Annotated in this window: 20 protein-coding genes; 7 read left to right on the plus strand and 13 right to left on the minus strand. The window is 69.6% G+C overall.

The features are described 5' to 3' along the window. Position 1 precedes the first annotated feature (1 nt). Positions 2-1258, minus strand: a complete 1257-nt coding sequence (locus ABD073_RS10495; protein ID WP_343874386.1) for an acetyl-CoA C-acetyltransferase — start codon at positions 1256-1258, stop codon at positions 2-4. Between the two features lie 128 nt (positions 1259-1386). On the opposite strand from ABD073_RS10495, the gene ABD073_RS10500 reads away from it, so the two are divergent. Together ABD073_RS10500 and ABD073_RS10505 are read left to right on the plus strand one after the other, a co-directional pair. Beyond that, complete coding sequence (locus tag ABD073_RS10500; RefSeq protein WP_343874387.1) at positions 1387-2064, plus strand: TetR/AcrR family transcriptional regulator; 678 nt, start codon at positions 1387-1389, stop codon at positions 2062-2064. 30 nt (positions 2065-2094) lie between these two features. Next, entirely contained in the window at positions 2095-4149 is a 2055-nt protein-coding gene (locus tag ABD073_RS10505; protein ID WP_343874389.1) for an acyl-CoA dehydrogenase family protein, read from the plus strand. Positions 4150-4231: 82 nt separating this feature from the next. On the opposite strand, the gene ABD073_RS10510 is transcribed toward ABD073_RS10505, so the two are convergent. Genes ABD073_RS10510 through rsmI form a run of 5 tightly spaced genes read right to left on the minus strand, consistent with a single transcriptional unit; the run spans position 4232 to position 8384 of the window. Further along, on the minus strand, positions 4232-4759 hold the full coding sequence (locus ABD073_RS10510; RefSeq protein WP_343874391.1) for a MarR family winged helix-turn-helix transcriptional regulator: 528 nt from the start codon (positions 4757-4759) through the stop codon (positions 4232-4234). Then, a complete protein-coding gene (locus ABD073_RS10515) occupies positions 4756-5703 on the minus strand; it encodes a 4-(cytidine 5'-diphospho)-2-C-methyl-D-erythritol kinase (RefSeq protein ID WP_343874393.1) in 948 nt (315 codons plus the stop codon). The genes ABD073_RS10510 and ABD073_RS10515 overlap by 4 nt, the downstream gene beginning before the upstream one ends. A gap of 29 nt (positions 5704-5732) precedes the next feature. After that, positions 5733-6599, minus strand: coding sequence for a 16S rRNA (adenine(1518)-N(6)/adenine(1519)-N(6))-dimethyltransferase RsmA (gene rsmA / locus ABD073_RS10520; protein WP_343874395.1), 867 nt, complete (start codon positions 6597-6599; stop codon positions 5733-5735). Further along, entirely contained in the window at positions 6592-7455 is an 864-nt protein-coding gene (locus tag ABD073_RS10525; protein WP_343874397.1) for a TatD family hydrolase, read from the minus strand. The genes rsmA and ABD073_RS10525 overlap by 8 nt, the downstream gene beginning before the upstream one ends. After that, positions 7452-8384, minus strand: coding sequence for a 16S rRNA (cytidine(1402)-2'-O)-methyltransferase (gene rsmI / locus ABD073_RS10530; RefSeq protein ID WP_343874399.1), 933 nt, complete (start codon positions 8382-8384; stop codon positions 7452-7454). Before rsmI ends, ABD073_RS10525 begins: the two co-directional genes overlap by 4 nt. Positions 8385-8469: 85 nt before the next feature. Between rsmI and ABD073_RS10535 the strand changes: the two genes are divergently transcribed. Both ABD073_RS10535 and ABD073_RS10540 read left to right on the plus strand, forming a co-directional pair. Next, a complete protein-coding gene (locus ABD073_RS10535; protein WP_386751665.1) occupies positions 8470-10053 on the plus strand; it encodes a dolichyl-phosphate-mannose--protein mannosyltransferase in 1584 nt (527 codons plus the stop codon). Between the two features lie 127 nt (positions 10054-10180). Beyond that, entirely contained in the window at positions 10181-11668 is a 1488-nt protein-coding gene (locus ABD073_RS10540) for a uracil-xanthine permease family protein (RefSeq protein WP_343874401.1), read from the plus strand. A gap of 293 nt (positions 11669-11961) precedes the next feature. Here ABD073_RS10540 and ABD073_RS10545 read toward each other — a convergent pair whose 3' ends face one another. Beyond that, entirely contained in the window at positions 11962-13209 is a 1248-nt protein-coding gene (locus tag ABD073_RS10545) for an APC family permease (protein ID WP_343874403.1), read from the minus strand. A gap of 333 nt (positions 13210-13542) precedes the next feature. Here ABD073_RS10545 and ABD073_RS10550 point away from each other — a divergent pair, with 333 nt between their 5' ends. Then, positions 13543-14142, plus strand: coding sequence for a DNA-3-methyladenine glycosylase I (locus tag ABD073_RS10550; protein WP_343874404.1), 600 nt, complete (start codon positions 13543-13545; stop codon positions 14140-14142). A 123-nt stretch (positions 14143-14265) separates the two neighbouring features. Here ABD073_RS10550 and ABD073_RS10555 read toward each other — a convergent pair whose 3' ends face one another. Then, positions 14266-14514, minus strand: coding sequence for a hypothetical protein (locus ABD073_RS10555; RefSeq protein WP_343874405.1), 249 nt, complete (start codon positions 14512-14514; stop codon positions 14266-14268). Between the two features lie 456 nt (positions 14515-14970). Then, positions 14971-17877: a family 49 glycosyl hydrolase gene (locus ABD073_RS10560; protein WP_343874406.1), complete on the minus strand. Its 2907-nt coding sequence runs from the start codon at positions 17875-17877 to the stop codon at positions 14971-14973. Positions 17878-18079: 202 nt separating this feature from the next. Here ABD073_RS10560 and ABD073_RS10565 point away from each other — a divergent pair, with 202 nt between their 5' ends. Then, positions 18080-19234 (plus strand): ROK family transcriptional regulator, encoded by a 1155-nt coding sequence (locus ABD073_RS10565; protein ID WP_343874408.1) that lies wholly within the window; start codon positions 18080-18082, stop codon positions 19232-19234. Positions 19235-19734: 500 nt separating this feature from the next. Here ABD073_RS10565 and ABD073_RS10570 read toward each other — a convergent pair whose 3' ends face one another. The 3 genes from ABD073_RS10570 to ABD073_RS10580 all read right to left on the minus strand — a co-directional run bounded on the left by ABD073_RS10570 (position 19735) and on the right by ABD073_RS10580 (position 22126). After that, the gene (locus ABD073_RS10570) at positions 19735-20043 is read right to left on the minus strand and encodes a hypothetical protein (RefSeq protein ID WP_343874409.1); all 309 of its coding nucleotides are present in this window, start codon (positions 20041-20043) and stop codon (positions 19735-19737) included. A 27-nt stretch (positions 20044-20070) separates the two neighbouring features. Beyond that, positions 20071-21390 carry an ISL3 family transposase gene (locus ABD073_RS10575; protein WP_343874411.1) on the minus strand — a complete coding sequence of 440 codons (1320 nt, stop codon included), beginning with the start codon at positions 21388-21390 and terminating at the stop codon, positions 20071-20073. A gap of 91 nt (positions 21391-21481) precedes the next feature. Continuing rightward, positions 21482-22126: a hypothetical protein gene (locus tag ABD073_RS10580; RefSeq protein WP_343874413.1), complete on the minus strand. Its 645-nt coding sequence runs from the start codon at positions 22124-22126 to the stop codon at positions 21482-21484. Positions 22127-22178: 52 nt separating this feature from the next. On the opposite strand from ABD073_RS10580, the gene ABD073_RS10585 reads away from it, so the two are divergent. Beyond that, the gene (locus ABD073_RS10585; protein ID WP_343874415.1) at positions 22179-22667 is read left to right on the plus strand and encodes a MogA/MoaB family molybdenum cofactor biosynthesis protein; all 489 of its coding nucleotides are present in this window, start codon (positions 22179-22181) and stop codon (positions 22665-22667) included. Between the two features lie 32 nt (positions 22668-22699). Here the strand turns inward: ABD073_RS10585 and ABD073_RS10590 are convergent, their stop codons facing one another. Further along, positions 22700-23641, minus strand: a complete 942-nt coding sequence (locus ABD073_RS10590) for a carbamate kinase (protein ID WP_343874417.1) — start codon at positions 23639-23641, stop codon at positions 22700-22702. Between the last annotated feature and the right edge of the window lies 1 nt (position 23642).

Genomic DNA, 23642 nt, shown 5'->3' on the forward strand with positions numbered 1-23642 from the left:
GTCAGGAGGCCTCCAGGATTGCGGTGACGCCCTGGCCACCGGCGGCGCAGATGGAGATGAGCCCCTTGGAACCGGGGCCCTTGGCGGCGAGCATCTTGGCCAGGCTGGCCACGATCCGCCCGCCGGTGGCGGCGAAGGGATGACCGGCGGCCAGCGAGGAGCCGTTCACATTGAGCCGGCTGCGGTCGACGGTGCCCAGGCCGGACTGCTCCCAGGCCTTCAGGGTGGCCAGCACCGTGGCCGCGAAGGCCTCGTGCACCTCCACCAGGTCGAAGTCCTCCAGCCGCAGGCCGTTGCGCTCCAGCAGGCGCGGCACGGCATGGGTGGGGGCCAGCAGCAGGTCCTCGCTGCCGGTGACGTAGTCGCTGGCACCTACCTCGGCGTCGACGAAGCGGGCCAGCACCGGCCAGTTGCGGCGTCGGGCCTCCTCCTGCTCGGCCAGCAGCACCACGGCGGCACCGTCGGTGAGCGGGGTGGAGTTGCCGGCGGTCATGGTGGCCCCCTCCCCCTTGCCGAAGACCGGCTTGAGGGCGGCCAGCTTCTCGACGGTGGTGTCGGGACGCAGCGGGGTGTCGCGGGTGACGCGACGGTAGGGCGTCACCAGGTCGTCGAAGAAGCCCTCCTGCCAGGCGCGGGCCAGGTTGTGGTGGCTGGCGGCGGCCAGCTCGTCCTGCGCCTCGCGGCTGATCTCCCAGCGACGGGTGGTGATGGCCTGGCTCTCGCCCATCGACAGGCCGGTACGGGCCTCGTTGACGGCGGGCGGCACCGGGGCGAGGTGCTGCGGGCGGATGGCGGCCAGCGCGGCCAGCTTCTGCTGCGGGGTACGGGCCCGGCTGAGCTTGAGCAGGGCGCGGCGCAGCGGCTCGCTGACCACGATCGGGGCATCCGAGGCGGAGTCGACGCCGCCGGCGATGCCGGTGCTCACCTGGCCCACGGCGATCTTGTTCGCGATGTAGACCACGGTCTCCAGGCCGGTGCCGCAGGCCTGCTGGATGTCGACGGCCGGGGTGTGCGGGTCCAGCGCCGAGCCCAGCACCGACTCGCGGGTGAGGTTGAAGTCACGCGAGTGCTTGAGCACGGCGCCGCCGGCCACCTCGCCGAGCTGCTGGCCGGCCAGGCCGAAACGTGCCACCAGGCCGTCGATCGCGGCGGTGAGCATGTCCTGGTTGGAGGCGGAGGCGTAGGCGCCGCCGCTCTTGGCGAAGGGGATGCGGTTGCCGCCCACCACGACCGCGGTGCGCAGGGACTGTTGGTTCATTGCTTCCTCCGGATGGGGCCCGCTCGTCGATGAGGCGTGGCTGGATGTCTTGACGGCCAAGAAGTTCTTGCATTGTGTAGTCGAAACTGGGGGTAGCCGATACCGACGGTAGCAGGTACATTGGCGCCATGGAAGAGCGAGTGGACCTGGTCTGGCCAGCCCAGGAGGTGACGCTGGAGACCCCGGTCGACGGGCGCACCGCGCGCTGGGAGCGCCACCGCGTCGAGCGTCGGCGCGAGCTGGTGGCCGCCACGCTGCGCGCCATTCGCCGCCACGGCGCTGGCGTCGGCATGGACGAGATCGCCGCCGCCGCGGGCACCTCCAAGACCGTCATCTACCGCCACTTCGGGGACCGCACCGGTCTCTACACCGCCGTCGTGGAGTGGGTGCACGACTACATCCTCACCAACCTCGAGGTGCCGCTGCGCCAGGCCAAGACCGAGCCGGCACGGCTGGTGGCCGAGCTGACCGACACCTACCTGGGCCTGGTGCAGCGAGACCCGGAGATCTACCGCTTCGTGGTCTCCCGCCCGCTGGCCGACGTGCCCGTCGCCGACCCAGTGGGCTCCTTCACCACGCGGCTGGGGGACCGGGTCGCCGAGGCGATGGCCGAGCACCTGGTCCGTTCCGGGCAGGACCCGCAGGCCTCGCTGACCTGGGGCCACGGCGTGGTCGGCTTCGTCTGGGCCGTGGCCGACAAGTGGCTGTCCACCGGCATGGTCCGCCCCCGCCCCGAGATCGTCGCCTACGTCGACGCCTTGTTCACCCCCGCCTTCAGCACCGCTGGGGCACCGCACCAACCCTGACGCCATGCGTCCGAACCGCAGGAGCCAATGATGACCCTGAGCACCGAGACCAGCACTGCCAAGAGCACCGACAGCCTGACCTCCGCAGCACCGGCCGAGCCGCGCGGCAAGGACAGCTCCACCCGCCCGAAGTACACCCTGCTGGCCCCGGTCGACGGAGCCAGCCTCGCCGAGGCGCTGGACGGCCCCTTCCACGCCATCAAGCAGCGCTGGCGCGACGAGGTGCAGGCCGAGGAGATCCTGCGCGACCCGGGCATGGGCATGGACGAGGCGCGGCAGTGGGCCTTCGAGGCGATGCGCAACCTGTCCGAGAAGTCCTTCATCACCGCGGGCTTCCCCAGCAGCGTCGGCGGCACCGGCAGCCATGCCGAGAGCGTCGCCAACTTCGAGATGATGGCCATGGGAGACCTCTCGCTCACCATCAAGTCCGGCGTCCAGCACGGCCTGTTCGGCGGCGCCATCACCAACCTGGGCACCGACTGGCACCACGAGCGTTTCCTGCCCGGGGCGATCAGCTGCGAGCTGCCGGGCTGCTTCGCCATGACCGAGCTGGGCCACGGCTCCGACGTGAGCTCGATCGAGACCACGATCACCTGGCTTCCGGAGAGCGGGGAGTTCGAGGTGCACTCCCCCACACCGGGCGCCACCAAGGCCTACATCGGCAATGCGGCGCAGCACGGCCGAATGGCGGCCGTCTTCGGCCAGCTCTGGGTGGACGGCAGCTGCGAGGGCGTGCACACCATCCTGGTGCCGATCCGCGACGAGGCCGGCGAGCCACTGCCCGGCGTCACCCCGGGAGACCACGGCCACAAGGGCGGTCTGCTGGGCGTCGACAACGGCACCATCCGCTTCGACCACGTCCGCGTCCCGCGCGAGATGCTGCTGAACCGCTACGGCGGCGTCGACGAGAACGGTGTCTACACCTCGCCGATCAAGAACCAGAACGCCCGCTTCTTCACCATGCTGGGCACCCTGGTACGGGGCCGGATCTGCGTGGGTGGCGGGGCCGCCTCGGCCACCCGTCGCAGCCTGTCGATCGCCACCCGCTACGCCCTGCGCCGCACCCAGTTCCGCAAGCCAGGGCTGGGCGAGGAGATCACCCTGCTGGACTACCTCACCCACCAGCGCAAGCTGCTGCCGAACGTGGCCCGTGCCTATGGCTACGGCTTCGCCATGAACGAGGCGGCCCAGGCGTTGCAGCAGGTGATGGAGGCCAATGCCTCCGGCCAGCACGACGACCGCTCCTCGCGGGCCCTGGAAACTCGTGCGGCGGCGCTCAAGGCGGCCCAGACCCGGTGGGCCAATGACACCATCCAGGTCTGCCGCGAGGCCTGCGGCGGCGCCGGTTACATGAGCGCCAACCAGATGACGCTGAGCCGTCAGGATGCCGACATCTTCGCCACCTTCGAGGGTGACAACACCGTGCTGAACCAGCTGGTGGCCAAGGGCCTGCTGCTGGACTACAAGCGAAACTGGGGCGAGATGGACATGCGCGGCACCGCCCAGGCCACCGCCAAGATGGTGGGCAGCGCGGTGCTGGAGCGCACCGTGGCGCGCACCGTGCTGGAGCGGATCACCGCCACCGCCACCCGGCTCTCCGAGCCGGACCTGGTGGCCAGCCGCGGCTGGCACCTGGAGATGTTCGAGGAGCGCGAGCGTCACACCGTCGAGGGGCTGGCGCGTCGGATGCGCAATGCCGCCAAGCTGCCCAAGGAGGAGCAGTACGAGGCGATCAGCCTGGTGGGCGAGCACATGCTCTTCGCCGCCCGGGCGCACACCGAGCGGATCACGCTGGAGGCCTTCATCAACGGCATCGAGCAGACCAAGGACGCCAACAGCGCGGCCCTGCTGAACAAGGTCTGTGACCTGTTCGCACTCAGCTCCATCGAGCAGGACAAGGGCTGGTTCCTGGAGCACAACCGGCTCTCCCCCGCCCGCGCCAAGCTGGTCAGCGGCGGTGTGGACATCCTGTGCGGCGAGCTGCGCCCGCACGCGCTCTCCCTGGTGGAGGGCCTGGGCGTGCCGGAGGCCTGGCTGCGGGCCGACCTGCTGGAGATGGTCGATCCCGACGTCGACGAGCAGTGAGCCGCAGCCCGGTCTGACAGGCGGCTGGACCGCACGACGGGCCGTCCCCGAGGGGGGCGGCCCGTCGTCGTCGGGTCAGGGATCAGCCGCGCGGCTGGTCCTGGGCGACGAGCAGCTGGCGCAGGTCTCCGGCGAGTGCCTCGCGCTGCTGGGCGCTGAGCCCGGCCAGCAGCGACTCCTCGGCCTCCAGCAGGCTGGTCAGCGCGGCGTCCACCACCTGCTTGCCGTCGGCAGTCAGCACCACGCGCACCGAGCGGCCGTCGTTCGGGTCGGCGCGCCGCTGCACCAGCCCGCGGGCCACCAGCCGGTCGACGCGGTTGGTCATGGTGCCGGAGGTGACGTGGGTCTGCTTGAGCAGGGCGCCGGGGCTCATCGTGTAGGGCTCGCCGTCCTTGCGCAGCGCGGCCAGCACGTCGAACTCCCAGCCCTCCAGCTCGTGGCGGGCGTAGGCGGTGCGTCGGGCCTCGTCCAGGTGCAGCGCCAGGCGCAGGATGCGCGACCAGACGTGCATCGGCTCCACCGGCAGGTCGGGGCGCTCGCGGCGCCAGGCTCCCACCAGCTCGTCGACCTCGTCCTGGGCCTCGCTGCGGCCCCTCGGTTCGGTGCTCACAGCAGCCTCGCCCCCTGCGCCGGTCCGGTGGCGCGACGGGTGGCCGCCACCTGCTCCAGGCGGCCCAGCTCGGTGGCCAGGTCCATGGCCCGCGACTCGCTCTCGGCCAGGAAGGCGCAGGTGGGGCCGGAGCCGGAGACGATGGCGCCCAAGGCTCCTGCGGCGCGGCCGGCGGCCAGGGTCTCGGCCAGCTCGGGGCGCAGGTCCAGGGCGGGGGCCTCCAGGTTGTTGCGCAGCGCCTTGCCCAGCGCGAAGGGGTCGGCCTTGGCCAGCGCCTCGGCCACCTCCGCCGGCACCTCGGTGCCAGAACTCGCGCGGCCCTGTTCCAGCATCTCGTCGAAGCGGCCGAAGACCTGCGGGGTGCTCAGGCCGCCGTGGGCGAAGGCCAGCACCCAGTGGTAGATGCCACAGCTGAGCAGCGGGACCAGCTGGTCACCACGGCCGCGGCCGATGGCGTTGCCGCCCACCAGGCCGAAGGGCACGTCGGCGCCCAGCCGGGCGGCCAGGGCGTGCAGGTCGTCGGGGCCGGTGTCCAGGTCCCAGAGCACCGAGCAGGCCAGCAGCGCGCCGGCCGCGTCGGCGGAGCCACCGGCCATGCCGCCGGCCACCGGGATCTGCTTCTTGAGCTGCAGCCTGACCCCGAGCTCGGGGGTGCCGAACTCGGCGGCCAGCAGGCGGGCGGCGCGCACCGCCAGGTTGCTCTCGTCCACCGGCACGTCGGCGGAGGTCTCCCCGCTGACCTGCAGGGTCACCTCACCGGGCTCACCGGGAGCGGCGAGCACCTCGTCGTGCAGGCTCAGCGCATGGAAGACGGTGCCCAGCGGGTGGTAGCCGTCGGCACCCAGCGGGCCGACGCACAGTGCCAGGTTGACCTTCGCGGGCACGCGGACGCGCACCGGGGCATCCTCTGCAGGGCTCCACAAACGCGAGGGGTCGTCGCTCATCACGTCGCAGAACCTAGCCGACCAGTCGATCAGTCGGCCACTGGCCGCGCGACGAGCTGCTCCGCGATCCGCGCGAAGTCCTCGATCCGCAGCACCTCACCACGGGCCTGCGGGTCCACCCCGGCAGCCTGGAGCACCTCGGAGGCGGCGGCCGAGGAGCCGCACATGCCGGCCAGGGCCGCGCGCAGCATCTTGCGTCGCTGGGCGAAGGCGGCGTCCACGACGGCGAAGACCTGCTCGCGGGTGGCGGTGGTGGCCGGCGGCTCGCGTCGCACGATCTTGACCAGGCCGGAGTCCACATTGGGCACCGGCCAGAAGACCTTCGGCGGCACCGTGCCCACCCGGGTGGCCTCGGCGTACCAGGCCATCTTCACGCTGGGCACGCCGTAGATCTTGCTGCCGGGCTGGGCCACCAGCCGGTCGCAGACCTCCAGCTGCACCATCACCAGGCCGTGGCGCCAGGAGTCGAACATGGCCAGCAGGTGCAGCAGCACCGGCACCGAGACGTTGTAGGGCAGGTTGGCCACCAGGGCGGTGACCGGTTCGCCGGCGAGCTCGGTGACCTGCAGGGCGTCGCAGTGCACCACGGCCATCCGGTCGGCGGCCTCGGGCATCCGCTGGGCGACGGTGGCGGCCAGCTGCGGCGCCAGCTTCTCGTCGATCTCGATGGCGGTGACGGCGGCGCCGGTCTCCAGCAGGCCGAGGGTGAGCGAACCCAGGCCGGGGCCCACCTCCAGCACCACGTCGTCGGCGCCGATCCCGGAGAGCTGCACGATGCGTCGCACCGTGTTGGGGTCGATCACGAAGTTCTGGCCGCGCTGCTTGGTGGGGCGCAGGTCGAGCTGCTCGGCCAGGGAGCGGACCGAGCGGGGATCCAGCAGTCCGGTCTCAGGCATCGGCCGGCCCCCAGGCGCCACCGAAGGCCTCGAAGGTGTTTCGGCGCACCTGCTGGCACAGCTCGTCCAGGTCGGCCCCGAGCACCTCGGCCATGAAGCGCAGGGTGTGCGGCACCAGGTAGGGCGCGTTCGCCTTGCCGCGGGCCGGCACCGGCGTCAGGTAGGGGGCATCGGTCTCCACCAGCACCTTCTCCAGCGGGGTGACCTTCAGCGCCTCGGAGAGGTAGCCGGCGTTCTTGTAGGTGACCACGCCGGGGAAGCTGAGCCAGGCGTCGTGGTCCAGGCAGGCGCGGGCGAAGTCCGCGTCGCCGCTGAAGCAGTGCATCACGACGCGCTCGGGCAGCTGCTCGGCAGCCAGCACGCGCAGCAGGTCGTCGTGCGCCTCGCGGTGGTGGATCACCAGGCTGAGCCCGTGGCGCCGTGCCATCTCGATGTGGGCGACGAAGCTCTTCTCCTGCACGGCATGGGCATCGGGCTCGGTGGTGCGGTAGTGGTCCAGGCCGGTCTCACCAATGGCGCGCACGCCCTCGGCGGCGGCCAGCTCGTCGATGGCGGCCAGGTCCGCGTCCAGGTCGCTGCTGCGGGCGGCGTCGTTGGGGTGCATGGCGACGGCGGCCACCACCTGCTCGAAGCGCTGGGCCAGCTCGACGGCGATCCGGGAGGAGGCGACGTCGCAGCCCACCTCCACCACCCGGTCCACGCCGACGGCGGCCGCGGCGGCCAGGTTGGTCTCCACGTCCAGGCCGGAGTACTCGCGGGTGGAGTCCAGGTGGGTGTGGGAGTCCACCACCGGTGAGGGCAGCGGCTCGGGCAGGCCGGGCAGGTGCAGCTCGTCGAGCCGCTCTGCGATCGTCATCGGGTTCCCTTCGCGTCGAGGGCAGCCTGGTAGAGCTGCTTGCGGTTGGCGCCGGTGAGCTGGGCCACCTCGGCCACCGCCGCGGACAGTTTCTCACCCTGCGCGATGCGCTGCTGCACCAGCGCGAGGGCGTCGGTGGCATCGGTGGTCTGCTCGCGGCCCTGCACCACGACGCAGATCTCGCCGCGGGCCAGTTCCTCGGCACGCTCGGCCAGCTCGGCGAGGCTGCCGCGCGCCACCTGCTCGTGCGGCTTGGTGAGCTCGCGGCAGACCGCGGCCGGGCGGTCGGCACCCAGCTCCGCGGCGCAGTCGGTGAGGAAGTCGGCCAGCCGGTGCGGCGCCTCGAAGAAGACCATGGTGCGCGGCTCGGCGGCCAGCTCCGCCAACCGGCGTCGCCGCGGGCCCCCCTGGCGGGGCAGGAAACCCTCGAAGCAGAAGCGGTCCACCGGCAGCCCGCTGACCGCCAGCGCGGTGAGCACGGCGCTGGGCCCGGGCACACAGGTGACCTCCAGGCCCTGCTCCACGGCGGCCTGCACCAGCCGGTAGCCGGGATCGCTCACCGAGGGCATGCCGGCATCGGTGGCCACCACCACATTGCTGCCGGCCTCCAGCTCGGCCACCAGCTCGGGGGTGCGGGAGGCCTCGTTCTGGTCGAAGTAGCTGATGATCCGGCCGCGGCTGCGCACCCCCAGGCGTCGCAGCAGGGTGACGAGCCGACGGGTGTCCTCGGCGGCGATCACCTCGGCGCCGGCCAGCACCGCCTTGAGGTTGTCCGAGGCGTCCAGGCTGGAGCCGATCGGGGTGGCGGCCAGCACCACACGGCCCCGGCCGTCGGCCCCGGGCTCGAGCTGGCGCGCCCGCACCGGCGTGCCCTCCGTGGCCTCCTGCGCCCCGGTGTCGAGGGAGCTGTCCTCACTGTGCTGGTCCATGGGCTCCATTGTGGCCTGCCGGCAGGCGTCGGGGCCGCAGCGACGGCGTCGGGAGCGCGCGAGCGCCAGCACCTAGGATGTGCTCGTGATCGAGACCCGCGCCCATGCCATCGACAAGCTGAAGGACGCCCCGCCGCAGGACCGGCTGGTGGGATGGCTGGTCACGCTCGCGATCACCGCCTTCGCCTTCGCGATCCGCTGGGTGGACCTGCGCCGTCCCGGGAACCTGGTCTTCGACGAGACCTACTACCCCAAGGACGCCTGGACCATGCTGCACCTGGGCTACGAGGGCACCTGGCCCGAGACCCAGCCGGGCACCAAGACCAAGATCAACGACGCGATCGCGCAGGGGATCACCAACGGCTGGACCCCCGAGCCCTCCTTCGTGGTGCACCCGCCGCTGGGCAAGTGGCTGATCGCGCTGGGCGAGCACTTCTACGGCATGAACTCCTTCGGCTGGCGGGTCTCCTCGCTGGTGGCCGGCACCCTGCTGGTGATGGCCACCATCCGGCTGGCCCGTCGCCTCTCGCGCTCCACGCTGGTGGGCGGCATCGCCGGCCTGCTGCTGGCGCTGGACGGGCTGGCCTTCACGATGAGCCGGATCGGGCTGCTGGACATCTTCCAGGCCCTCTTCCTGGTCTGCGGCGTGGCCTGCGTGGCGGCCGACCGGGACTGGTTCCGCCACCGCCTGGCGGCCTATCTGGAGCACGCCGGCTGGGCGGACCTGGGTGGCAGCTTCGGGCCGGGCCTGGTGCTGCGCCCCTGGCGGATCGCGGCCGGCGTCTGCTTCGGCCTGGCCTGCGCGGTGAAGTGGAATTCCATGTTCGTGCTGGCCGCGATGGGCATCCTGTCGGTGGTCTGGGACCTGGGTGCGCGTCGGCTGGCCGGCGCCGGGCACCGCAGCCTCCTGTCGCTGCTGCGCGACGGCATCCCCGCCTTCGTGCAGCTGGTGGTGGTGGCCGTGCCGGTCTACCTGGCCAGCTGGACCGGCTGGCTGGTGACCCACGGCGGCTGGTCGCGCGACTGGGGCGCCAAGAATCCCGACGCCTGGACCACCCGCTTCCTGGGCAAGCCGCTGGCCTCGCTGTGGCACTACCACCAGGAGATCTACAACTTCCACACCGGCGACTCGATGATGAATGCCACCCACGTCTACGAGGCCAATCCCTGGGGTTGGCTGGTGATGGCGCGTCCGATCGGCATCGACGCGGTGAACGACATCAAGCCGGGCGTCGACGGCTGCCAGGCCGTCAACGACACCTGCCTGCGCGTCATCTCCGGCGCCGGCACCCCGGTGCTGTGGTGGATGGCGCTGGCGGCCCTGCTGGCAGGCCTGGTGGTGTGGATCGCCGGCCGTGACTGGCGCTTCGGGCTGCCCATCGTCGCCGCGATGAGCACCTACCTGCCGTGGTTCAACTACGACGACCGCCCGCTGTTCTTCTTCTACGCCATCTGCATCATCCCCTTCACCGTGACGGTGCTGGCGCTGTGGCTGGGCAAGCTGCTGGGTCCGGCCGACGGGCCAGACCGGCGACGCCGCGCCCTGCTGGTGGGCGGCGCGGTGGCGCTGGTGGCGGCCAACTTCTGCTTCATCTACCCGGTGCTCACCGACCAGATGATGACCCGCAAGGCCTGGCTGGCCCGGATGTGGTTCCGCTCCTGGATCTGAGCCGGATCCAGCTACTGGTTCCGGGGCGCATCCGAGCGCCTGGACCTGGCCCGCATCCCGCGGCAGGGCCCCTGACCGGGAGCGCCGGGAGCGCACCCTAGGATGACGCCGACGAAGGGAGAGCGGCGTGATCTGGAAGCTGCACAACGACGGGGTGCTGGAGCCGGGGGCCGTGGTGGCCCCCGACGAGCGCCTGAGCTGGGGCAAGACCGTCGGGCTGGGCGCCCAGCACGTGGTGGCCATGTTCGGAGCCACCTTCGTCTTCCCGCTGCTGATGGGGCTGAACCCGCAGCTCGCCGTGATGATGAGCGGCGTCGCCACCCTGCTCTTCCTGGCCATCACCCGCAACCGGGTGCCCTCCTACCTGGGCAGCTCGGCCTCCTTCGTGGGCGTGGCCACCACCATCTATGCCCACGGCGGCAATCCCTCCCACGTGAGCGGTGCCCTGCTCTTCGTCGGCCTGGCCCTGTTGCTGGTGGGCATCATCATCCACGTGGCCGGTGCCCGGGTGATCCACCGGGTGCTGCCGCCGGTGGTGACCGGTGCCGTGGTGATGCTGATCGGCTTCAACCTGGCGCCCGTGGTGGCCAAGACCTACTGGCCGCAGGACCAGTGGACCGCCCTGGTGGTGATGCTGGTGGTGGTCTTCCTGTCGGTGGGCCTGCGCGGCTTCCTGGGCCGGATCGCGATCTTCCTGTCGCTGCTGGTGGGCTATGCGCTGAGCGCGGTGCTGGACCGTCTCGCCGGCCCGGTGACCCGGCTGGTGGACGGCCAGCCCACCACCGCCTACCGCGTCGACTGGGGCAACGTGCGCACCGCCGACTGGTTCGGCCTGCCGCCGGTCAGTGACCTGGCCCACTGGAAGCTGGGCAGCGCCAGCAATGTGCTGGGCTTCCACGCCCCCAGTTTCAGCCTGGCCTTCGCCCTGCTGGCGCTGCCGGTGGTGATCGCGCTGATCGCCGAGAACACCGGCCACGTGAAGGCGGTGGCGGAGATGACCGGCACCAACCTGGACGACACCATGGGCCGCGCCATCGTCGCCGACGGCCTGACCTCGATGCTGGCCACCGGCGTCGGCGCCGGCCCCACCACCACCTATGCCGAGAACATCGGCGTGATGGCCTCCACCCGGGTCTACTCCACCGCCGCCTATGTGGTGGCGGCCGTGGTGGCCATCGGTTTCGGCTTCTCCCCCAAGTTCGGCGCGGTGATCTCCGCGACGCCCGGTGGCGTGCTGGGCGGCATCTGCGTGGTGCTCTACGGCATGATCGGCCTGCTCGGGGCCAAGATCTGGAAGGAGAACCGGGTGGACTTCGGCAACCCGGTGAACCTGGTGCCGGTGGCCGCGGGCATCATCATCGGCGTCGGCGACGTCAGCCTGAAGTTCAGCGAGGAGTTCACCCTGGGCGGCATCGCCTTCGGCACCCTGGCGACGGTTGTCCTGTGGCACGTGGCCCGCGCGATCGCGCCGCGCTACCTGTCCGACGCCGCCGGTGGCGCCAACCTGGTTCTGGACACCCCCGGCATGTACGTCGAGGAGGAGGCGGACCAGCCCTACGAGAAGTACCTGGACCGTGGCGCACGCGCCGAGCAGGGGCCGCACCGCGAGAGCTGACTGTGGGGACGCTGAGCGGCCCCGATCCGCAGGTGCTTGCCCACGGGCCGGCGGCGCGGGAGAGTTGAAGACAGCAGGAGGACCGGGCGGGGGCCCGGACCACGGCCCGGGGGCGGAACCACAGGTTTCGAGGGGACGTGCCACCTGCCACACGTGCCGAGCGCACCGGTTGGTCGGGGGACCACCGGATGATGCGCTCGGCACGATTCATGTCCGGGCGGGATTCCTGCCCCAGCGGTGCCCGCGTCTCGGCGGGCTTCATGTCCCGGGCAGGTCTCAGGTCCGCGCGCGGGTCACGCTCCCCCGCGGCGCAGCGCCAGCCGACCGAGCACGCCCACCAGCACCACTCCTGTCCCCCAGAGCACCGAGGACAGCGGCAGGGTGCAGACCAGCACCAGACAGAGCACCCCGCCGATCCCCTGCCACAGCCGCGGGTAGAGCCGGTCGCGGTCCTGGTGCCAGGCGCTGAGGTTGGCCACCAGGTAGTAGAGCAGGACGCCGAAGCTGGAGAAGCCGATTGCGCCGCGCAGGTCGGTGGTGAGCACCACCAGGGTGACGACGGTGGCCAGCACCGCCTCGGCCCGACGCGGCACCTGGTGGCGCGGGTCGATGACGGCGAGCGCCCGGGGCAGGTCGCCCTCGCGGGCCATCGCCAGGCTGGTGCGACCGATGCCTGCCACCAGACTGAGCAGTGAGCCGAGCGCCGCCGCGGCCGCGCCGAATCGCACCACCGGAAGCGCGCAGGCGTGCCCCGCGAGCCGGACGGCCTCGGCCAGCGGGGCGGGGCTGGCGGCCAGTCGCGCGGGGCCGAGCAGGTGGAGCAGCGTGGCGCCGACAGCCAGGTAGACCAGCAGCGCGATGCCCAGGGCGGTGATGATGGCGCGTGGGATGGTGCGACGCGGCTCCACCACCTCCTCTCCCATGGTGGCGATCCGGGCGTAGCCGGCGAAGGCGAAGAAGAGCAGGCCGGCGCCCTGCAGCACCCCCATCGGCCCGGGGCTGGTGGCCAGCGTCGGGGCCGGCGGGTGGGCGGCCTGGGAGCCCAGGCCGAGGACCACCACCAGGGCGAGGACGGCGATCACCACCACGGCGAGGATCCGGGCCAGCCGGGCGGTGCGGGTGATGCCGAACATGTTCACCACGGCCAGCAACCAGACGGCGGCCACCGCCATCGGCCGCGGCCAGCCCTCGGGGGCAGCGTAGTGGGCGAAGGTGAGTGCCATGACGGCGCAGGAGGCGGTCTTGCCCACCACGAAGCACCAGCCGGCGACGAAGCCGGGCCAGGGTCCCAGTTCCTCGCGTCCGTAGAAGTAGGTGCCGCCGCTGGTCGGGTAGCGGGCCGCGAGCTGGGCCGAGGAGGTGACATTGCACCAGGCCACCAGTGCCGCGATGGCCAGTGCGGCCAGCAGCCAGTGCCCCGCTGCCGCAGCGGCCGGCGCGAAGGCCGAGAAGACGCCCGCGCCCACCATGGACCCGAGCCCGATCATCACGGCGTCGCCGAGGCCGAGCCGTCGGGCGAGAGTGGGTTGGGCTGTGCTCACCGCCGCACGCTAGCCAGCCCCGGTGACGCGCAGGTGAACTGGCTGGGGCGTGGCTTCGGGTGTGGCTGGGCTCAGATCTCGGTCCGGCTGCCAGGCACCTCGCGCCCATTGCGCCCACCTCGCGCCCGCTTTGTGCACATCGCGCCTCGTGAACCCACCCCGTGCTCCTCCCGTCCACGTCGCGCACGAAAAGCAACCTTGCGCCTGGCATTACGCGCGCAACGTTGCTCACGAGGCGCAACGTGAACTGGGGAGCGTGAGGTCGTGAGGCTCCAATCGTCCTGCACGCCCGTCTCGATGCGGCACCCCGTGCGGGCACGGCAGGATGGGCGCATGACAGAGAATCCTGGCCTGACGGTCGGCGACGACGGCCGGGCCCGTCCGGTGTGGGCTGCCTCCGACGAGCTGATGCGCAGCTACTACGACACCGAGTGGGGCATGCCGGTGCGCGACGAGCGGGGGCTGTTCGAGCGGCTGAGCCTGGAGGCCTTCCAGTCGGGGCTGAGTTGGGCGACGATCCTGCGCAAGCGGGAGAACTTCCGTGCCGCCTTCTCCAACTTCGAGCCCGACGCGGTGGCGCTCTTCGACGAGCGCGACGTGGAGCGGTTGATGACCGATGCCAGGATCGTGCGCAATCGACGCAAGGTGGATGCCACCATCACCAATGCCCGCGCGACGGTGGCGCTGCGCGAGAAGGGCGGTCTGGTGGACTTCATCTGGGGCTTCAAGCCAGCCGCGACGCCGCAGCCTCGCGACTTCTCCGAGGTGCCCACCAGCTCGCCGGAGTCGGTGGCGCTGTCGAAGGCCTTGAAGAAGACCGGATTCGCGCACGTGGGACCCACCACGATGTTCGCGCTGATGGAGGCCGTCGGCATCGTAGACACCCACCTGCTGGGCTCCTGGCGCCGCGGCAGCTCCGGCGTCTGGGGGTAGTGCTCGGAGAAAATCGTCCCCAAAATGGGGGTCAGATTGGATTATCCCATCGGATCCTCGTTTTGGGGACGATTGTGCACACCACGTCGAGGATGAACGGGGATCACCCCAAACAGGTGAGAGTCAGACGCGACGTCGGGGGTTCTCAGGGATCCGGCGGCCCTGGCGTCGTGCGATGAGCGCGAGCACCATGCCGACCAGCGCGGCCGCAGCGCCGCCGGAGGCCAGTCCCTTGGCGATGACGGAGCTGTTGGTGATGGCCCACAGGGTGGCGGCCAGGAAGACCAGCATCCCGACCCGGAACAAGCCCATCCCGAGCACCATGCGACGGTCTGCCTGGGTGGGGGCCGCGGGCTGCTTGCTGATGGCCATGGTGTCCTCTCGTGTGGCTGCGCCGAGCCTATGCCCAAACCATGTCGGCGGGGACACTGCTCACCGGCGACCGAGCGAGCCGGATACCGCTGCACCGAGACACGCATCGACCTCAAGCGCTGACTCGGATGGGGCCGCGCCCCACACTCACCTGCCGCTGTCAGCGCCTCGCAGACCCCTTTCGGGAGGCAGACTATGAGCCGCGATTATGTCCAGTGCGGCCCGTCCTGGTGGATGTCGAAGGTGTCGAGGGCCTCGAGCCAGAACGCGGCGGTTGGTGTGAGTGGCTGAGCGGCAGGCATCTTTGGAGGGTCCTCTTGTGGCTTGATCATCAGTGGTTGCTGCCGATGGGTGCGGCACCCGGGAGGGGGGGGCTCCCGGGTGCCGCTGAGACTGGCTGCCGGCCAAGGGGGTGGTGGCCCACTGGCTGGCGTCGGTAGTGCTCGTTGACGGTGGTCAGCGAGCGAGCTGCACGTACGGGGCGACCACTGAGCCCTTGGTCCAGTCCATCACCTCGCTCTGCGACTCCTGGCCGGAGATGATGTCGAACGCGTTGGAGTCACGAGTGTCGGTATCACGGGACTCGATGGCGTCGGTCCAGTCTCCTGCGCCACCGCCACCGCGGTATGGCCCGACGAACGAGGGGCAGTTGACTCCGCGGGCGCAGTCGGCGCTGTAGATGGGTCGAATGTTGCCGATCCCTTCGCCGTCTTCGGCGTCGCTGAACATGGAGATCTGGTAGCCGGCGGTGCTGAGGTCCAGGCCGGTGAGAGCGCTGGCGGGGACGGAGGCGATGATCTTGCCGGTAGGAATCACGTCGAGGGTGATGTTCCCGATTTTCTGCAGATCGTCCCCGTACACGCCGCTGCCGAAGCGTGAGCTGTCGTAGCGGCCATCGGCCACGACGGCGTACCTCCAGGCGCCCTTGGCGGAGGTATTGGTACCGGGCAGCAACGGTGTGGCGATCGTGGACTGTCCGTTGGCGAGGTAGATGTTGAGACGCTGCGTGCTCATCCCGTTGCCACCCCAGGGGTTGTTGATCGGTCCGGCGGTGGAAGCGACGAACCGGACGGTATCCCCGTCGCGGTAGACCTCCAGACCGGTCAGGTCCAGGCTGCCGGCGTTGAACGCACCATCGGTGGGATAGGTGTAGCTGCCCGGGCCGTTGTCGTCACCGGCCGGGTCGCTGACCGCACCGACCTTGTCGCCGTAGGCGGTGATGGTGCGACGGTCGACAGCCATGACACCGTTCCTGCCAATCGCCGTGATCACAATGCGGTTGGACACGTTCGGCAAGGTGACGGTCGTGCTGAAGCCGCCCCGGCGCACGGGCACGTTCGTCTCGGTGCCGTTGACCCGGATGGTCACCTTGGCGGCGTCGGTGATGCCGCTGAAGGTGACGGTGCGGGCGGCGGCAATGGAGCCGTCCGCGGGTCCGTTGATGGTCAGGCTGGGGGCGCGGCCGGTGGGTTGGCCGTCGTAGGTGGCGTTCCAGCTGTCCCAGGTATCGCCGTCGAAGTCGAGCCGGCCGAGCTCGTCACTGGCCCAGTTGTTCTCGGCCTTGGCGATCGGGGTGCCGCCCACGGTGTAGTTGTGGAGACGGAGGCCGTTGCCGTCGGTGACCTCGTTGCCGATGGTCACCTTGGTGCCGTTGCGGTCGGTGTACCGCTTGAGCTTGTTGGCCTGAGCGGTGAGGTCGAGGTCGTTCCACTCATCGATCGCGAGACCGTTGATGTTGATGTTCTCGGTGTTCGACAGCGCGTACACGCGGATCGCGCAGTTCACCGCCCCCTCGACCCGGGTGTCGGTGAAGGTCATGTTCTTCACCGTGGTGGCCGGATCGGCCCGGTCGGTGGCGCCCATGTCTTCGTAGTGGGAGGAGGAGTTGAACACGCAGGTGTTGTACTTGACGTCCTTCCAGTACATCCGGTTGTGGATGACGTCGGTGTTGGTCACGGTCACGCCGTCGATGTCCCGGGGAACCCAGCCCCACTGCACGACCGGGCCGTTCTCGTTCTTCCAGATCACGGTGTTCTTGATGGCGACCCGGTTGTGGTAGATCTTCAGGACGTCGTCGTTGGCGTGGAAGAACGTGTTCTCCATCTGGCCGTCGTCGTAGAGCTCGATGCCGTCGGTCTGCCAGTACCAGCTGCCGACCTGCTTGTAGTTGGCGACCTGCATCTTGAAGTTCTCGACGCCGATCTCCGTGCCGGCTGCGTCGTGGGCGTAGGTGACGAAGGAGTGGTAGGGCGGCTCGTTGACGGTGACGCCATCCACCTGCAGGGTCTGACCCTTGTTGGAGGACTCGAACTGCAGCATCTTCACGCAGGTGACGTGGCAGTTCTCGTTGACGTTGTGGTTGTAGCCGTTGGTGGTGTCGGCCTCGTAGACGTACTGCTCACCGGACAGCACGCCGAGGCCGGTGACCTTGTACGCGCTCTGGGTGTCATGGAGGAACCGGAAGGCGCCTTTCACATAGGCGCCGGGTGCGAGATAGACCCACTTGACGTTCGCCGGGAGGACGGCGTGGTAGTCCGCACCCATGTAGTAGGTGCCGGGGGCGAAGTAGACGATCTCCTCGCTGATGTTGTTGAGGTTGTTCACCAAGCCGGGCTTGGGCCGGTAGATGGTCCCCGACTTCGTGGTGGGGATCAGCTGCTTGGCCTGCTTCGCCGTGGGCTTCGGATTGGCGAAGACCAGCATCGAGTTCTTCGGCTCGGTGCTGACGGCGCGGTTGCCCGCCTTCTCGGTGGTGAGGGTGCCGCTGCCGCCGGTGAGGTCGTTGTAGGCGGTGGTCTGCTGCGGGTCGAACTCGACCGAGAAGCGGTACCCGTCCTTGTTGTAAGGCACTTTGACGGCGATGGTGCTGCTGTCGACCAGACGCTTCTTCAGGCCCAGGTCGGTGGGACGGACCGTGACCTGGTCGACGGAGGTGATCTTCTGGCCGGTCTTCAAGGTGACATTGACCCAGACATCGGCGGCGTACTCGAAGCTCGACCAGCTCATCGTGTAGCCGGCCTTCGAGGTGTACTCGGCCCCGTCGTCCTCGGTGTAGCCGATCTTGTCCTTGCCGCCCCGGGGCACGCTCATGTAGACGAACGACGGATAGGCGGTCTTCCGGCCCTTGGCAGGGGTCACCGAGGCGTCGTAAAACTGCGATCGGCGGACCTGGTCACCAGCAACGGGCGCCGACGTGGCGACCGCGTTCGCGTGGGTCCACGTGGTCAGTGTGTCTGTGTTCGCCGGAGCAGCGGCAACCACGGAGCCAGACGCAGGGGGATCGGCCGGGGGCTTCGCCTGAGCTGTGCCGGGCGGGCCGAGCAGGGACGCGACGACCGCGGCCGCGCCCATCACCGCCAGCACCCGTTTCGAACGTTGTGACGCTGACATGCAGCACCTCCATGTGCAGAAAATGATGACGTAAGTTTCATTGCAGAACTAGATAACTGTCAAGAGGGGGCTTCCGCCGAGCCTACGCATGCTGTAGGTTCTGAAACAGAACTTTGAGCAACACGGGGGTATTGCGATGGAAGTCTCGCCACGTCTCATGTGGGACCATCTGGGAATGACGAGTGCGCTGACCCCCTGGGATCGGCGCACCGATACTGAGCAGACCATCGCGTTGGAAGTGCTGCTCCACGGTCCGTTGGCCCGGAGCGCGTTGGCTCGACGCCTGGGCTTGTCTCCGGCGTCACTGACCCGACTGGTCGGGCCGCTCGTGGACGGTGGTCTGCTGGAAGAGACCAGCGACGCGGGTACCGGCCCATCCGGGCGGCCCATTCGTCCCTTGCAGGTGGTGGCGGACGCGGGTCACTTCCTCGGCGTTCGGTTGACCCCGGACGCGGCTCATGCGGTGATCACCAACCTACGCGCCGAAGTCTTGACCTCAGCCCAAGCGCCGATCAACGACACCAGCCCTTACGGCGTCGTCAATGTCATCACCGATCTGGTCGAGCGACTCCGTTCCGAGCAGGGTGTGGTGCCGAACCGCCTGGGAATCAGTCTCGGCGGCATGGTCGAGGCGCACACCACAGTCCGCTCGTCGCCGTTCTTCGCCTGGAATGGCCCCACCGACCTCGCCACCATGGTGCGTAAGACCACCGGCATACCCACCGTTGTGGACAACGACGTGATGGCCCTCACCCGCGCCCAGTCCTGGTTCGGCTACGGCCGTGGCCTGGACCGGTTCGCCGTCATCACCCTTGGCGTCGGAGCAGGCCTAGGACTGGTCATCCACGGCGAACTTGTCGAAAGCCCCGACAGCGGCCTCGGACTGATCGGACACTTCCCCCTCGACGCCACCGGACCGCTCTGCCCACTCGGCCACCAAGGATGCGCCCAAGCCATGCTGTCCGATGAAGCCGTCGCCACTCGCACCAGCGTCGCCCTGCGTCGCCACGTCACCTACGACGAAGCCCTCGACTTGTCAGCTCAAGGTCAGCCCGCCGCCAAGGCCGTGGTGGACCAAGCCGCCAGAGCGCTTGGGCGGCTCGTTGCCGCCGTCGCCAACCTCACCGCCTGTTACCGCATGATCATCACCGGAGAAGGCGCCCGCCTCGCCGAAGCTGCCGGCGCAGCCATGCAGCAACAGATTGCCGTCGACCGGGACCCGGCCGCAGCGCCCCTTCACCTGCAGACCCCGCATCTGACCGTCGACGACTGGGCCCAAGGGCCCGCTGTCCTCGCCATCCAAACTCTCGTCCGCCCCAGCAGCAGGTAACTGCACCACCTCACTGCCACACGCGCACCGCCGGTCGACCCATCCCACATCCTGACAGGAGCAACACGGTGGCGCAGGAAAACCCCCGATGCAATTCGTTCTGTATTACTGACGATAATCAAACAAATCGCCAGTGATAACCGGTTGAGCCGCCACCGTGTTTGCGAGCGGCACGGTGACGATGCCGACCTGTGCCGCGGGGGAGGACGCCCTGGCGCCGAGAACCGGACCTATTCCTCAGAAGGTGGCTTATCGGGCATGCATACTCGCTTGCCGGAGGCTAGCGGACTATCTCGGTGTCTTTGACAACCAGCGTTACCTCTTCGACGGCCATCGTGCCAATCTCCGGATTGGGCACATCCCTGTCAGGTTCGTGTGACGCCGCGCGTCTTGCAACGACCGGTTGTGAGACGGAACGGGAGACGCGGCAGCACCCTTGCACCTTCCGCCCGTAGAAGGGCGGTGCCGCGGATCGATCCCGCGGCACCGCCGGATGAACTCTAAACCTGGGTCAGGGTGTTGGCCACGGAGATGGCCGTGGTTATCAGGGCCATGATGATCCCGCCAAGGTAAGGGTTTCGCGTCCTACGGAACAGCATGCGATCCAGCACCGCCGCGGCCGGGAAGTAGACCAGCAGCGGGAGCAGCCAGATGCCGACAATGTTGGACACCGGCGGGTTGAGCACGCTCTCGGTGAAGGTCTTTCCTGTGGTGAAGAAGTACGTGTACTGCACCAGCACCATGATGAGCGCCCCGAGGACGTTGAAGAGCGCGAGGACCGCGGTGTTGATCCACTCCCGCCTGCCCATACCGGCTCTTCGCCGTTCCGGTAGGGATCAGGTGATCAGTCCGCCGGCGGCGAGGAGCATGCGGAGGCGGTAGTTGTCGCGGTTTCGGTAGCCGCGGGCGAGGCGCCGGTGCAGCTCGATGATGCCGTTGACGGCCTCGGTGCCGCCGTTGTTCGCGCGGTCGGTGTCGAAGTAGGCCAAGAACGCCTGCCGCCAGCGGCGCAGGGTGCGTCCCAGGCGGGCGACCTCGGGGATCGGGCAGGTGTGGAACGCGTCCAGGATCTTCTCGGCGCGGCGGCGGCCCTTGGTCGTGTCCTTCGCGCGGTAGGCGGCTCGGAGGTCTTGGGCGCAGCGCCAGGCGACGTAGACCTCCTCGTGGGCGGGATCGGCCAAGACCGCGGTCTCGAGGCGGGCGAGCTGGCGGTCGGTGAGGTTCTCGGCGCCGGCGCGCAGGATGGTCTGGATTCCGAACAGGGGGTCGCCCTTGCGGCCGCGGTGCCCGGTGGTGTCCTGCTGGACTCGGCGGCGTACCTCGTCGACGACCTGCGTGCCGAGCTTGACGACGTGGAACGCGTCCAGGACGGCTGTGGCGTCGGCGAGCTCGGCGTCGATCGCGGACTTGTAGCCACCGAACGGGTCCAGGGCAGCGACCTCGATCCGCGCGCGGAAGTCGACGCCGCGGTCGAGCAGCCAGTCGGTGTAGGCCTTCTTCGAGCGGCCGGGCACCAGGTCCAGGAGCCGGGCGTGCACGCGTCCGGCCTGGTCACGGGTCAGGTCGACCATCCCGGTCAACTCCTTCGGGCCGCGCTCACGCGCGTCGCCGTGGTGCCAGATGTGCTCATCGACCCCCAGAGACGTCACACCGGCGAACCTGGTCGGGTCACCGGCCAGACATTCGAGCTCGGGCTGGACCGCGCGCCACAGCGTCGCCCAGCCGACCCCCAACCGGCGGGTGAGCCCAGCGATCGTGGCGTGCTCGCGGCGCAGCTGCCCGACCGCCCACCTCACCGCGCGGCGGGTCAGGACGCCGCGAGCGGCGACCAGGGTCGGGACCTGCTCGGCGAACGTCCCCCGCGGGCACTCGACCTCGCCGCAGCGCCAACGTCGTTGCCGCCAGACGATCTGGACCCTAACGTCGCCGTGCGGCACGTCGCGCAGCACCCGCACCCGCCGGCCGCGGCTGAGCGCGACGACCCCGCAGTCCGGGCAGCCCGCCAGCTGCCAGGGCGTCGAGACCGTCACCCGCATGGTGATCGGGTCGCGATCAACCCGCTCGACTCGAACGCCATCGAGCCCGAACAGAAGATCGCAGCGAGCGCAGGGATCGGTGGTCGTGCGCGCGTCGGCGCACCCAGTAGCGTGAGACACGTCGAGGTCCTCGAGAACGAATCGGGCAGCTTGGTCGCTCCTGATCCTCGGGGACCTCGACCCCTACCCGCCGCTCAACCCGCCGAACCCCTCACTCCCCACCGCAACGGCGAAGAGCCCCCATACCCACGAAGTTGAAACTGTTGATCGCTACGAAGTTCACGACATAGAACAGCAGCAGGAAGGGCAAGTAGGTGAGCATGATCGGGAGCTTGTCGGGGCCGAATGCCTTGATCGTGACGACCCAGAGCCGGAAGTCGACGTGGAACAGCCAGGTGGAGACGAACACCCACAGGAAGCTCGTCACCACGACGATGAGCGCGAGTAGCACCGTCTTGCCGAGCTTGGCGGGGCTGATGATGACACCGCGCTCCGACAACGAAATACCCGAGCGGCGGCCGAACGCGAGCCATGAGATGACCAGCAGCGCGAGCGAGAACAGGCCCGTCGCGGCGGCCCACGTCCCGATGTAGAAGGTGGGCGCCTGGACGAGCCAGCGCGGCCGCACCCGCATCGCCCACGAGAACAGTGACAGATAGGTCCAGATCGAGAAGACGACACCGAGAGCCAGGGCGGCCCAGTACCAGGCCTTGGCCGCACCCGTCGGTGCGGGCATCGCTCTGACCTCGCTCGTGGCGCGGACACTGCCGAAGAAGCGGGTCTGCAGCAGCCCCACCGTTAGTGAGTAGAGGGAGATCGCGAACCCGATCAGGCCAAGGAAGGCCTCCTGCTCCATGGCCCGGGTCGTCGGCGGTCTTGGTGGAGGGAGATGGGTAAGGTCGTGCGGCATGGAACAGCTTGACGCGGTCGTGATCACTGCTTCAAACCGGGCCGCTGCCGGGGTCTATGAGGATCGGTCCGGTCCTGTCGTCGCGGCTGCGCTCGAGGAGCTGGGTTTCCTGGTGTCGAGGGTGGTGGTCGGTGACGGGGCGCCGGTGGGGGCGGCGTTGTCGCAGGCGGTCGCGCAGGGGGTGGCGGTGGTGGTCACCACCGGCGGGACGGGGTTGAGCCCCCAGGACTTGACGCCGGAGGTGACCGAGCCGTTGTTGGATCGTCACCTGCCTCACCTGGCGGCGCAGATCGCGATGGAGGGCGTCCGCAACGGGGTGGCGTCGTCGGTGTTGTCGCGTGGTGTGGCGGGCGTGGCGGGCTCGACGCTGGTGGTGAACCTGCCCGGGTCCCCGGGCGGCGCGCGGGACGGGATGCGGGTGTTGGGTCCGCTGCTGCGGCACGCGGTGGAGCAGGTACGTGGCGTGGACCATCCCCGCGGGGCGTGACCGTCGCCGGCCACACCCCGCGGGCAGGTAGGTCAGGCCGGGTCGGCGACGATGACGGTACCGGTGGTGCCGGCCAGGGCATCGGCGATGGTGTCCAGGGCGGTGATGATCGACGTGGTACCGCCGGCGCGGACGAAGCGCAGCGCGGCTTCCACCTTGGGGGCCATAGACCCTGAGGCGAAGTGCCCCTCGGCTGCGAGGTGTTCCATCTCGGTGATGGTCACGCGCTCCACGTTGCGCGCCTGCTGGGTTCCGTAGCCGATGACGGCATAGGAGACGTCGGTGGCGATGACCAGGGCATCAACGTCGAGCTGGTGGGCGAGCATCGCCGCCGTGAGGTCCTTGTCGATCACCGCTTCCACCCCGGCAAGGGTGCCGTCGGCGAGGCGGGTGACCGGAATCCCGCCACCGCCGCCGGCGACGACGACGAAACCGGCCTCGACCAAGGTGCGGATGGCGCGCCAGTCGGCGACCTCAACGGGTTGGGGTGAGGCGACAACACGACGCCACCCCTTCTCCCCCCGGTCCTGCCAGTTCTGGCCCAGGTCGATGAGCGGCTGGGCCTGGTCTGCGGGCAGGAAGCGGCCGACCGGTTTGGAGGGTTCGGCGAAGGCCGGGTCGTCGGCGTCGACGAGGGTGCGGGTGACGATCGCCGCCGTGGGACGGTCGATGCCGCGCCGCTGCAGCGACCCCTCGAGGGCGTTGAGGACGGTGAACCCGATCGTTCCCTGGGTCTGCGCGCCGCACCAGTCCAGGGAGACGGGGGGGACGGTCTGGGCGGCCAGCTCGTTCTTGACCAGGAGATTGCCGACCTGGGGGCCGTTGCCGTGGGTGAGGATGACGTCGTGGCCCTGTGCGATGAGATCCGCAACGGTCTCCATCGCCTGCTCGATGGCGCGGCGTTGGTCCTCGGGGCGGGCGGATCCGTCGGGCGCGGTCATGGCGTTCCCGCCGAGCGCGATCAGCAACTTCATG

The sequence above is a fragment of the Luteococcus peritonei genome (assembly GCF_039526385.1).
GTDB classification, from domain to species: Bacteria; Actinomycetota; Actinomycetes; order Propionibacteriales; family Propionibacteriaceae; genus Luteococcus; species Luteococcus peritonei.